The organism is Shewanella sp. SP1S1-7 (assembly GCF_031932105.1).
GTDB lineage: Bacteria > Pseudomonadota > Gammaproteobacteria > Enterobacterales > Shewanellaceae > Shewanella > Shewanella baltica.
This window is the reverse complement of the sequence record NZ_JAUOEU010000004.1, coordinates 36,469-49,039: the sequence shown is the minus strand read 5'-3', so window position 1 is coordinate 49,039 and position 12,571 is coordinate 36,469. Positions and strand designations below refer to the sequence as shown.

The 12,571-nt window shown below is 47.6% G+C and carries 11 protein-coding genes; 6 read left to right on the top strand and 5 right to left on the bottom strand.

The window, feature by feature from the left end; translation table 11 throughout:
- Nucleotides 1–247: 247 nt before the first annotated feature.
- Nucleotides 248–811 carry a malate synthase gene (locus Q4Q49_RS04755; protein WP_311998750.1) on the top strand — a complete coding sequence of 188 codons (564 nt, stop codon included), beginning with the start codon at nt 248–250 and terminating at the stop codon, nt 809–811.
- A 286-nt stretch (nt 812–1,097) separates the two neighbouring features.
- Entirely contained in the window at nt 1,098–2,048 is a 951-nt protein-coding gene (locus tag Q4Q49_RS04750; RefSeq protein WP_311998749.1) for a putative sulfate exporter family transporter, read from the top strand.
- 23 nt (nt 2,049–2,071) lie between these two features.
- On the opposite strand, the gene Q4Q49_RS04745 is transcribed toward Q4Q49_RS04750, so the two are convergent.
- Complete coding sequence (locus Q4Q49_RS04745; protein WP_086014207.1) at nt 2,072–2,218, bottom strand: hypothetical protein; 147 nt, start codon at nt 2,216–2,218, stop codon at nt 2,072–2,074.
- A 113-nt stretch (nt 2,219–2,331) separates the two neighbouring features.
- Nucleotides 2,332–2,877 (bottom strand): LuxR C-terminal-related transcriptional regulator, encoded by a 546-nt coding sequence (locus Q4Q49_RS04740; RefSeq protein ID WP_006079428.1) that lies wholly within the window; start codon nt 2,875–2,877, stop codon nt 2,332–2,334.
- A 145-nt stretch (nt 2,878–3,022) separates the two neighbouring features.
- Between Q4Q49_RS04740 and Q4Q49_RS04735 the strand changes: the two genes are divergently transcribed.
- The 4 genes from Q4Q49_RS04735 to Q4Q49_RS04720 are packed head-to-tail and all read left to right on the top strand — an operon-like array spanning nt 3,023 to nt 8,628.
- A complete protein-coding gene (locus tag Q4Q49_RS04735) occupies nt 3,023–4,246 on the top strand; it encodes a metal transporter (protein ID WP_311998748.1) in 1,224 nt (407 codons plus the stop codon).
- Complete coding sequence (locus tag Q4Q49_RS04730) at nt 4,243–5,271, top strand: membrane fusion-like protein (RefSeq protein ID WP_311998747.1); 1,029 nt, start codon at nt 4,243–4,245, stop codon at nt 5,269–5,271. The genes Q4Q49_RS04735 and Q4Q49_RS04730 overlap by 4 nt, the downstream gene beginning before the upstream one ends.
- A 1-nt stretch (nt 5,272) precedes the next feature.
- Nucleotides 5,273–8,326, top strand: coding sequence for a CusA/CzcA family heavy metal efflux RND transporter (locus Q4Q49_RS04725; RefSeq protein WP_311998746.1), 3,054 nt, complete (start codon nt 5,273–5,275; stop codon nt 8,324–8,326).
- Entirely contained in the window at nt 8,323–8,628 is a 306-nt protein-coding gene (locus Q4Q49_RS04720) for a DUF3240 family protein (protein WP_248992622.1), read from the top strand. The genes Q4Q49_RS04725 and Q4Q49_RS04720 overlap by 4 nt, the downstream gene beginning before the upstream one ends.
- 65 nt (nt 8,629–8,693) lie before the next feature.
- On the opposite strand, the gene Q4Q49_RS04715 is transcribed toward Q4Q49_RS04720, so the two are convergent.
- From Q4Q49_RS04715 to Q4Q49_RS04705, 3 genes are all read right to left on the bottom strand, one after another.
- Nucleotides 8,694–9,329: a paraquat-inducible protein A gene (locus tag Q4Q49_RS04715; protein ID WP_311998745.1), complete on the bottom strand. Its 636-nt coding sequence runs from the start codon at nt 9,327–9,329 to the stop codon at nt 8,694–8,696.
- Between the two features lie 112 nt (nt 9,330–9,441).
- A complete protein-coding gene (locus Q4Q49_RS04710; RefSeq protein ID WP_006079420.1) occupies nt 9,442–10,632 on the bottom strand; it encodes an HD-GYP domain-containing protein in 1,191 nt (396 codons plus the stop codon).
- 305 nt (nt 10,633–10,937) lie between these two features.
- Nucleotides 10,938–12,308 carry an ABC transporter ATP-binding protein gene (locus Q4Q49_RS04705; protein WP_311998744.1) on the bottom strand — a complete coding sequence of 457 codons (1,371 nt, stop codon included), beginning with the start codon at nt 12,306–12,308 and terminating at the stop codon, nt 10,938–10,940.
- Nucleotides 12,309–12,571: the final 263 nt, after the last annotated feature.

Below are 12,571 nucleotides of genomic sequence, written 5' to 3'. Positions count from 1 at the left end.
ATTCACAGTGTAAAATTTTTATTGTGAAATTGTAGTCAAAAAAAGACTAGACTACAAATCAAGCAATCAAGGAAAGGCTAATGCGAACAAGCTAAGCCATTCCAGTACAAGAAATGCTTAACCACTCCAACTAAAAGTGGCTAAGCACTCAAAGCGGACAAACCAAATTGAAGACAAACTTTGATAAGCCAAAAGTTAAATCAAAACCCTGAATTTTTTTAAATTGAAAGAGTGAGAGGAACAAGCGATGAATATGTCAATTATCAAGAGCAACCAGATCCAACCGAATCTAAACAGCCTCATCGCAGAAGAAGTGCTAGCCGTGGCCCAAGTCAATGTCACCGAGCACGAGAAGATCGCTAATGCGAAACAATTCCTCGACCGCCTCTTTCCACTTAACTCTGGTTCACACCAAGATGTGAGCAGCTATGTGGTTTACTACCAACACCTGTTGGCCTTTTTTGCCGACGGCAGCCACAGTGGTTTACGTCAGCCAAAACAGTTTGTGGCCTTTAACGGCACTAAAGATGCGCCTTGCGCCATAGTGTTACAGGACCTAGGTTGCCACGTTGAACTCAGTTTCGACCGCAGTGGCATGATAGGTGCGAGAGACGTTGCCAATCTGGAAGATATCCAAATCGGAACATCATTAAACATGGTAGTCGGAACACCAGAGTCACGTTCTGCCGCATCGCGCCATTGGCTCAGCCTATTACATGCGGGTATGTCCAGCGCCAACGACACCCAAGATAAGTTGTTTACCGCAAAGGATGGCAGCGATTACAACTTGAAAAGTATCGTAAATTTATAATTTCACGTTTTGTAACCTCGCTATTTATTATCTAGCTAAGAAGATGAACTGAGCTCAGTTCATCTTCTTCAATTTACCCTCCTGCTTTGCACAACCCTCTGATAGTCAATAAAACTGACTGACTAGATAAGTTTAATTGATTTTATTGAGGCTCATACACACAGCTATAATGCCCTCTTGCATCTGTCTCCATGATCAATCCAATTGATCGCCATTTTGTATCCGTCGCTTAATGTGAAGATCTGTGGTTGGAACGATAAACCGAATCGCTCGAGCCTAAGGCGTTATGAATTCTTCATCGACATCACAGCAAGATAATAAGACTCATCGCATCGTTTTCATCTGTGCGGGTTTGTTATGCCTCGCGCCTTTTATCTCATCGCCCATGGCACTAGTGTTAGGTTTTACCTTAGCCAGCCTTGGTTGGGTGCCAGTGCAATGGAATATCGCCGCACTCACCAAAAAACTCCTGTCTTATTCGATCATTGGCTTAGGGTTTGGGATTAACTTAAACGCGGCGATCGAGGCGAGCACCCACAACTTCGGCCTGATTGTTGGCTCAATCTTTTTCACCCTCAGCTTAGGGTTTGTGCTCACCCGCGCCCTGAAATTTGATCATGTCACGGGCCACTTAATCGCCTCTGGTACCGCTATTTGCGGTGGCAGCGCCATTGCCGCAGTCGCTCCGGCCATCAATGCGCGTAACGATCAAACTGCCACTGCGTTAGCCTGCGTGTTTGTGCTGAACTCAGTCGCACTGTTTTTATTCCCCGCACTCGGTCACTTACTCAATATGAGCCAATACGATTTTGGTGTGTGGAGTGCCATCGCCATCCACGATACTTCATCGGTTGTCGGCGCGGCTTCGGCCTACGGCGATGAAGCCTTAAAAACCGCCACCACCATAAAACTCGCCCGCGCCCTGTGGATTATCCCCATCGCACTGGTCAGCGCTATGCTGTTTGGTGGCGATAAGCGCAAACTTAACCTGCCGTATTTTATCGGTTTTTATTGTTTAGCCATTGCTGTGGCGCATTGGTTACCGCAGTTTAACGCCATTTATGACACCTTGTTTATGATGTCGAAACGGGCATTAGTCCTGTGTTTGTTTTTGATTGGTGCAGGAATTACAGTGCAGAAAATGCGGGCGAGTGGCCCCAAACCTTTGTTGCTTGGGGTCATGCTGTGGGCAGCGATTGGTATCACGTCTTTAGTGTATATTCTTTATTTTCAATAGCTAAGATTTTGCGGAAAGCCAGTCTACTCTGCCGTCGGCTTCATTCGCCAAGCCCAGCAGAGGACGCCTACAAAGGCGGAGAATTCGATAAGTGAACGCACGAGTCCTGTGGTTTGCGTCGAAGCGACCAAGGCAATCAGGCAAAACACGATAATCAGCCAGTTTTTCAATTGCATCTTCCTGCAAACTTAGGGGATGCTCATTATTGTTTAGAACTAAAAACTCAGCAAATATCGATTTTCAATAACAAATAGCTATAACAACTAAGCCAATCCAGCGTTGATTAAGCCGCCTTAGAACTTGATGCCGCTTCATTCGCAGCAAGATCTTGATTATGTTCTTGAATAAAGTCTTCCATAAACCAAGCACAGAAAGTGTGGCGTCCATCCACAGCCGCTTTGCCATAAATGGTCGATGCCTGTTGTCTGACGGTTTTTTCTTTAGTCTGGCGCACTTCGGCAATTTCTTTAAAACTTAAGCCCTTAAGCAGTAAAAATGCCACTTGCTGCTCACTCTTAGTAAAGCCCCAAGTCTCGAATTGCTGCGATACAGCTTGGCTGTATTCTTGTCTGGCAGAGCGCATTTGCGTCGACATATTGTCGATTTTCTTATCCGCATGCTCCAACCGTTTAGCCAACGCTTTCACTTCGCGGGAGCGACGAATAAGGTCATAACTTAAGTACATGGCACCAATCACAGTGAGTACTAATAACATGGCTTCCTGGGCAATATGCCATTGGGGAATGCCTAATTGAATGTCGGATGAGATGTCAAAAAGCTTAAAGCATATGATCAAGGCCAACAGACCAATAATGACAAGATCCTTCATCGAAAAACTCCTAAATAAAAGCAAAATCAACCAATTAATTTATGGGACATATGTACCATAGACGGTTTTATGATACATGTCCCCCACGACTTTCACCCACCAATCCCTACACTGGCAGTACACTTTATTACCATAGAATCGTCCTATGTCTGTCAGTACGTCTTGTATCAAGTTATGTCTGTTGGCGACCTTAGTCAGCAGCAGTTTTCTGTGCCACGCCGCGAATTCCGAGCTATCTCAAGCACTCACCACCAGCCAGGCTAGATTACATTCTCTATCTCAATCAGGCGGCCAGTTACTGCAATCACAAATAAGCTTAAGCAGCTCAGCTTGGCTCAGTGGCCTGCCGAGCATTAGCCTGAGTCACTTAGGTAGCCTAGATGATGGTAACAGCTACGAGCAGGAACTCTCACTCAATTTGCCAATAAAATCCCCTGCTTTGCACAGCAGCGATAAGCAGATTAAACAACTCACCCAAGGCATTCAGGCGCAACAAGTCGCACTGCAAGGTCTGTATTTATCGGGATTATTGCGACAAAGCCTGTGGGAACATCGTCTTGCAGCAGTGAAACTGGCCCAACTAGATCGCAAGAGCCAATTACTCGACAAGCTCCATAGTCAGCAAAAGCAACTCACAGATGCGGGCGAACTACCGATTGCCCACATACTCTTGTTAGAACGCGAACTGGTGGATATTGCACTGGAGCGGGTCGATCTTAATCAGCAACAGGCCGAGGCGCTTGCCCTCTATCAACAGCTGACAGGACAAGAGCAAATACCGCAGGACATCGCCGAAACGGCACGGCCGCTTTCAGCCAGCAGCCAACCCAATGACATTCTCGCGCAGCATCCATTATGGCAATTATTGAGCCTACAGAAGCAGCAACAGCTACTGATCATCCAGAGCCAGCAAGCGGGGGATAAAGACCCTTGGACAGTCTCACTCACGGCTAAAAATACCGCCGATAACCAAGTTGATGATCAACAGCTTGGCATCGCCATTTCTGTGCCACTGACTTTAGGTTCGGCCCTATCGCAAACCGAATTATCCCAATGGCAACAAGCCAATACCGAGCACACGCTCAACCTCGACCGTACTTATATCGAGCTAAAAACTCAGCTTAAAAAGCTAGAGCAACAGCAACAAAACTTACTCGACCAACAGACATTGCTAACCCAAGCCTTACACCTTAGCCGCACCATTACTGAAGAGCTGGCCAAGGTCAAAGACCAAAATCAAGTTAGCTACGAAGTCTGGCTGCGCCGCTATATGGATGCACTCGATACCGAATCCCGCTTGGCACTGAACCAAGTCGCCCAGCAACAACTGCACTCCCAACAACTGCAAGCCTTAGGAATTTCATTATGATGGCCAAGTACGGCGCATGCCTTTTCTGTTTATCCGCCAGTGTAGCCACGTTAGCGCAGGCTGAATCCCTAACAATTAGTTCCCTCGGTAATTTAGACCTGAGTTATGTGCAACCACAGAAAGTCGCCAGCTATGAGGGCATCCCATTGCCCGCGCAGGTTGAAATCCTCCCCGGTAATGATTACTGGATCAGCACGCCGGAGAATATCCAACAGATCAGCTTCCTCGTCGGCCAAGGCCAGCTCGTTACTAAGGGCCAAGCGATAGTCAAACTGACAGGGCCAGAAGTGTTCCACTACCTTGCCCAAGTGGAAGCCGCCGGCAGCTTATATCAACTGGCAAAAAGCCGTTATGAGCGTAATAAACCCTTATTAAACAATGGCAGTATCAGCGCCGAAAAGTGGCGCGAGATCAGCCAAGACTACTTCAGCACTCACCTAGAATACGAGCACATGCAGCATTTTATGGAGATAGTCAAAAGCACAGATGCCACCACAGACTCGCTAGTGGTGGGCACGCCAGTGGCGGGGATCGTTAAACTCAACCAAGTAAATGGACCTTATATGGCGGGTTCACAGCTATTTTCACTGGTGCCTAGCGACAGTATTCGCGTCAAAGTCAGCGTGCCTATGAGCCAGTCACATTCGCTCTCGGCGGTGAACATCAATCAGTGCCATATCGCCATTGAGTCCATGTCGGCCATCGCCGAAGGTGCCTTCGTGACCGCTTGGTCATCACCCGTGCCGCAGGAATGTAACTTACTGTTAGGACAACAGATCACTGTGATACCCGAGTATCAAAAGGCGGTGTATTTATTGCCTAAAAATAGTGTTTTTAGTTGGGAGCAAGATAGCCAAGTCTTCACTAAAACCGCCGACACGCTCACCTCAATTACGATCGATATTCTCGGTTCAACCCCTGAGCAATATATCGTTGAAAGCGATAAAGATCTGAGCAAAATCCAAGTGTTATCCCAGTCGGTTGCCGCAGTTAAAGGCATAATGCTTGGCCTAGGAGGCGAATAAGATGTTGACCTCAGTCATCCGCTTTTCGCTCACGCAGCGCCTATTTGTGCTGATTGTGGCGCTGATTATTATGTTAGCGGGAGCGCGAGCCTGGTTTTCCATTCCCTTGGATGCCTTTCCCGATATTTCGCCCACCCAAGTGAAGATCATCCTCAAGGCGCCCGGTATGACACCGGAGGAAATTGAAGCGCAAATTACCGTGCCGATTGAAACCGAACTGTTAGGTATTCCCCATCAATCGATTCTGCGCTCAACCACTAAATACGCCATCAGCGATATCACCCTCGATTTTGACGAAGGTACAGATATTTATTGGGCGCGCCAGCAGGTGAGCGAACGCATCGCCGCCGTGTGGGACAGTTTCCCTGAAGGTGTGACGGGGGGCGTAGCGCCAATGAGTACGCCGCTCAGCGAAATCTTTATGTTTTCACTCGAAAATCCCAATCTATCGCTGATGGAAAGACGGCAATTACTCGAATGGGAAATCCGTCCGCTGCTGCGAACCGTTGCCGGTGTGGCCGATGTGAATATCCTCGGTGGCTATGCCAAAAGCTTTAGTGTGACCCCTAAACCTGCGGCCATGGCGGCTGCAGGCGTGAGCTTTGCGGCGCTGCAACAGGCGATCGTTGAGAATAATCACAACGAAGGTGCAGGCAAGCTCACCATTGGCACAGACACCATAATAGTGCGCGCCGAAGGCCGCATCGATGACATCGACGAGCTCAAACAATTAGTGATCAAGGCCGATGATGCCAGAGTGTATCGACTGCAGAATTTGGCCGATATTCAAATTGGCCACTTAGCCCGCTATGGCGCAGTGACTAAAGACGGCAACGAAACCGCCGAAGCGTTAATCATCGCCCTGAAAGACGCTAATACCGCACAAGTGGTGAAAAACATTAAGGAAAAGCTCGAACAAATCAGCCTAACCTTGCCAGAAGGCAGCCAGATAAACACCTTTTACGACCGCGCAAATCTGATCAATACCGCGATTGATACCATCTCCAATGCCTTGTTCGAAGCCGTAGTGCTAGTGATCATCTTGCTGGCGTTGTTTTTAGGCAACGTGCGCGCCGCATTAGTCGTGTCACTCTCGCTACCACTCGCCGCGCTGATGACGTTTTTGATGATGGATTACTTTAATCTTTCTGCGAACTTAATGAGTCTAGGCGGGCTAGTTATCGCCATCGGCATGTTAGTGGATTCATCTGTGGTCGTGGTCGAAAACATGGTGAATCTCATCGCCACTAAGCAGAGATTACCGCGGCTGCATTTGATTTTTCGCGCGACCAAGGACGTTGCCATTCCCGTGGTGTCGGGCACAGTGATCGTCATGATAGTGTTCTCGCCCTTGCTGACCTTGAGCGGGCTCGAAGGTAAACTCTTTACCCCAGTTGCGGTCACTATCGTGTTTGCCATGCTGTCGGCGCTGGTGTTGTCGTTAACTGTTATTCCAGTTATCGCTTCTTATCTCGTCAACGAAAAAGCCGCCAAGGAACCTAAGGCGATTGAAAAGCTTAAACAGCTTTATCTGGGCAGCCTCAAGGGCACGTTTAGCCATCAAAAACGCTTTATAGTGATCGCCTTTAGCTTGCTTATCGTCAGCCTAGGCTTGTTCGGGTTAGTGGGAAAAACCTTTATGCCGACCTTAGATGAGGGCGACATTATTCTGCAGCTAGAGAAATCCCCGTCGATTTCGCTCGAGGCTTCGATTGCCATCGACAAGCAGATTCAGCAAACTTTGCTGGCTAAAGTTCCTGAAATCAAACAGATGGTGGCGCGTACTGGCGCGGATGAAATCGGCTTAGACCCCATGGGACTCAATGAAACCGATGTGTTCTTAGAACTTTTGCCACGCAGCGAATGGCGCTTTGCAAATAAAGAAGCGCTTATCGATGCGATCCGCACTGTGTTATTGGACTATCCCGGCGTTAATTTTAACTTCACTCAACCGATACAAATGCGCGTATCCGAAATGCTCACCGGCAGCATTGGCGACGTGGCGATCAAGGTCTTTGGTAACGATATCGACACCTTAGGTCAGCTCACGAGCCAAATCCAACAGCTGGTTAATGCCACCAGCGGCAGCGTCGATGTGAAAATGGCGATGATCGAAGGCAGTCCTTTTATCAACCTCACCTTAGATAACGAGCTCGCCCGAGGCTTTGGCATGAGCACCATGGAGTTTGCCCGCTACCTGAAAAGCCAGCTCGAAGGCGTAATCGTGACCGAAGTGCTACAAGGTAAAAAGCGCACACCCGTGCTGATTGCTAACAATCAGAGCCACTTAAGCAGCATTAATGAACTTAAAAATCAGTTACTAGTGATGCCAGATCACTCCTTAAAACGCCTGAGTGATGTCGCCACTTTAAGCTATAAACAAGGCCCCATCCTTATCGAGCGTGAGCAAGGGAATCGCTTTTCAGTGATCACCACCAACGTGCAAGGTCGCGATATCGTGAGTTTTGTAGAAGAGCTCAACGCTAAAATTGCGCAGGAAATCAAACTCCCGAGCGGTTATAGCGTGAGTTTTGGTGGCGAGTTTGAAAACCAACAGCGGGCCACCAGCAATTTACTACTAGTGATACCCATTGCTATCGCACTGATCACTTTGATTTTATTCACGACATTTGGCTCGCTTGCCAAAGCGGGCTTAATCCTCGCCAACGTTCCCTTCGCTATGATGGGCGGGATCGTTAGCCTGTATTTGTCAGGAGAATATTTATCAGTGCCCGCCTCGGTTGGCTTTATCGCCCTGCTCGGCGTCGCTGTACTCAATGGCGTGGTGATGGTCAGCTATTACGAACAAACCAAGCACATGTTCAGCAACCTGCGCGAACGGGTGGAACAAGGTGCGGCGCGGCGTTTACGTCCCATTTTGATGACGGCGACAACGGCGATGTTTGGTCTTATGCCACTAGTGTTTGCCTCGGGCCCTGGGGCTGAAATTCAAAAACCTTTAGCGATTGTGGTGATTGGCGGTCTGCTCACTTCAACCATTACCACACTGTATTTACTGCCAATTCTGTATTTTTGGCTGGAGAAACGTAAATGAGCACAGAACAACTGTTAGTACTGATCGCCCAAAATGATATTAAGGACGACATAGTCGATACCTTGATAGAGTTGGAGTTTCTGTCGGGTTTTAGCCTAGGGAATATTTGTGGTTTTAGCCGTGAACACAGCCATTTTAATATCAAGGAACAAGTGGAAGGTTATCGGGAGTTTTGTAAATTCGAAATCATGCACCCCGCTGCGCAACAAGCGGCGCTGCTCGATGCACTGGCTTTGGTCTGCAAACATAATCCCTGCCGCTATTGGATTATGCCCATTTATCAAAATGGCACTTTGTCCTAACTCACTGCGCGGTTAAATCTAGGCATCCGACCTTATCGCTAAGGTCGGGATGCCTTATAAACTCGCTACAAAATTGGCGTAGGACGCCGCACTAAAAAACCACTCAAAATCGATAAAATGCAGTAAGCGGTAAAAAAGTAAAAACCGTTTTCAAATTGCGCCTGTGTTTTCAGCATTTCCCCCATACCGCCTGAGGCGTTCCCCGCCATAAAGGTGATGATCAGCGCCACCACAAACACATCGGCCATCGACCACTTAGCGAGTGCATTGACGATAGCATTAATCCTCAGTTTCAGACCAATCGAACTCACACATTGCTGTGCCAGCATTAAACTCAACTTCAAGGCCGGCACCACCACGCTGAATAACATCACTAATCCCGCGACGAGCCCGTTCCCAGAGTGATAAAGTTCGGTTACCGTTCCCCAAATACTGCGGGTTTTCTGCAACACTTCGACTTCGCCCTTAAGGCTACTCAGCCCCAGCAAACCACTGACCATACTCAGCATACCGCGAGCGCTGTCGCGCCCCGAGTCTTCATCGAAACGTTGAGCAACTTGCTCTATGCCCTGCTCGGTCAGCTTGGCCTTATCGATAGTGCCGCTAATGCTCAAAATAGGTTGAGTCACCCCAGGGATTAATAAAGCCAAAGATAAGAGAATGATAAAAATAGGAAATAATGATTTCATAGCACTGTTCATCCCATTGCCAGACTGGAGAAGACATTCAGTTTACGGTTTTTAGCGCAGGCTCTGCAATCGTTCACACCAGCCATCGACTTAGATGACCGGCATTAGAGACAAGATTTGAGGATTAATAGAAAGGCGTTGGATCGATATCCAATGAACTCGGTGACACGCCGCGCTCGATATACAACTCAGATTTTAATAAATCCACCATAGCGACATCTGTGTAACGTTTTACTTTTAAAGAATAAAAGCACTTTACGATCGGATGCAGTGCATCTCTGTCCTTCGAGGCCCAGACAATACCAATTCGGCCGTCCGATAATTCAACTAAGGAACCCACAGGGTAAACACCAATACAACGAATAAACTCATAGACCAATCCTTGATCTAAGTGAAATGGCGTCAGACTCAGTAAAATTTTAAAAGCTGCGGCAGGACTCATTGCCTCTTTGTAACAGCGCGTTGCAGTTAACGCATCGAAGATATCGACGATACAACTCATACGACCGTGGCGAGGGATTTCATCACCCTTCAAGCCCCTTGGATAACCACGGCCATCTAACTTTTCGTGGTGCATTAAGCAGATATCTTTACTGATCTGCGACAGACCAGTAGTTTCGTTCATAATTTCAAGCGCATACACTTGATGCAGCTTCATATGTTCGAACTCTTCTGGTGTCAGTTTACCCGGCTTGTGCAGCACTTTATTATCGACTTTAATCTTGCCAATATCGTGCAAAATCCCACCGACCGCCATTTGCCGCAGCATATCGCGATCCAGCTGTAGATATTTACCAAAGGTTACCAGCAGAAAGGCGACATTCACTGAATGTTCGAGTAGATAGGCATCTTTTGAACGGAGCGCAGACATACATTTAAGTGCATCAGCATCTAACATGACAGACTCAATCATGGTATCGGCTAACGCTTCGAAGGGCGCAACTTCGATGGCTTTGCCTTCGAAGGTTTCGGATAACACTTTACGAATAAGATCTTTCGCTTCGGTCAGCATGACCTTAGCTTGAGCTTGTTGCTTATCACGGCTCACTGGCGCTTTTCGATTGTCGGTTTGACTATCGTTGGTGGTTTTTTTCTTTAAACCGCAATGCTCTGCCGAACGCTCGGCGTCTACCCAAACAAATTTAATACCGCTTTTGGCCAGTTTTAAAATCGCATCCTTGTGCTTAATTTGTCCAGCATTTGCAATAGCAAGTTGACCTTTATCATTTTTGTCTATGGCACTGACAAACATACCTAATGTCAATTGCGACACAGGTAATTTGATAAGCTCAACTGATTCTGCCGACTCACTCATATCTACAACCCCAAGGATGATGTGCCCGAATAAAATATCAACTTAACCATACGACATAAAAGCGACCTACGCTCAAATGTTCTGTTGTTATTCTTGATTATTATAGAACAGACGTGAGGGGCATTCTAAGCCGCGCATTAGAAAATCACCATAGACTTTCTTGGTAAACAAAATGCCCTAAACAGGATGCGATGGAATAAGGGCCTAAGGCTCAAGCAAGACCCTTTCACACTCTCACTTTTTCAATAAATGCCTAAGGGCTAGGCATTCAAAACCGGCGACCATCACGCGCGAAAAGCTCACAACTACCCCACATAACGCTCAGCCATTTCAGTTGACTCTTCCACCAATAAACCATTACGTAAACTCAGTTGCCGTGATACAGCGCTGTGTTCAATACTTCTGTGACTGCTGAGCAAAATAGCGCAACCTTGAGAGCTTAACCGCTTCAGCAAGTACCACACTTTGCCGTAGTAATGCTTATCCATCCCCGCCAATGGATCGTCCAAAAGCAATACTTTAGGGCGTAAACAGGCGAGTGACGCTAAGGCAATCAAGTGCTGTTGGCCGTAGGATAATTTGTGGGGCGACAGCTGAGCTAAGCTAAATAAATCCAATTCATCCAACATCTGCGCTGCGCGTTCTTTGGGGAGATCAAAACGCCTAAGGCTAAACTGCATTTCGGCGAGCACGCTGGTCTCGAATAATTGCCTACTCGGCCTTTGCATCAGCAGTCCCAACTCAGCGCCATAAATCCCCAACTTAGGTCTTCTCCCGAGCACTTTAAGCGGAATACGCTGCCTAAAATTAAGTACGCCAGCTATGGTTTTCAGCAGACTCGTTTTACCTGAGCAGTTATCTCCCACTAAGGTCACTATCTCACCCGCCTGCAGTTGAAATCCCTGCGGACACGCAAATAATGTAGGACAAGCATCGAACCCAAAATCAAAGGCTTCGGCGCTGACCAAGACTTTACCTAAGTGCTCAAACTTAGGTTGATTTCGCCACGCAGGTGCCTCAACTTGCGGCGCATCGGTCACGGTATAGACGCCTTCGGATAGCTTGCCGGCCTCTAACTGCCAGTAATGCTGAATAATCTCAGCGAAGGCCGAGGCGTTATGTTCAACCAACACTAGCGCCATGCCATCTTGGATAAGATTGCGGAGCACGACCAGCAGCTCACTCACACCGTGATCATCGAGTTGCGCCCAAGGTTCATCGAGCAGTAGTAAATGCGGCTCGCACACCAGTTGGGCGGCAATCATTAAACGATATTTTTGACCGAGGGAAAGCGTGCTGACTTGGGTATCGAGGCGCAAATACAAGCCCACGCGCCGCAGTGCTAATTGCACTTTAGGTAGTATTTGCTCGGCGGGAATACCGAGGTTTTCTAAGGCGAAAGCCACCTCGGCACCAACAGTTTGCCTTAGTAGCTGAGTTTGTGGGTCTTGCATTACCAGACCCGTAACCAATTGAGGATAACGCCAGATGTCACCTTCATGCGGGCGATTTAACACGCCCGCCAGTAGGTTTAGCAGACTCGATTTTCCTGAGCCCGTAGGACCGCTCACGCAATGACATTGGCCAGTGCCAATAGCCAAGTTAACTTCCTGCAATACCGTCGGTAACTGGCTGCCATAGTTGAAGCTAACGCCTTCGAGATCTAAGAGTTTCATGCTATATCTGCCTATAAAGATCTAACGAACATCCTATGACAAGGCTTCACCCTAGTAGTCTTTTCATTCCCACGGCGAGTCATACGTTAATAGGCATCTAACTTGTCACGTAGAAAATTTAAGATGTGCCAGCTATTGTGGACCGCGATTATTCTGTCTCAACCGAAAAACGTTTAAAAACCAACCTAGATCGACTAATTACGACAAAGGGAAAGTACATTTAACGACTAAGAGACAAAATGTCCACCGAGGGTGACTTGCCC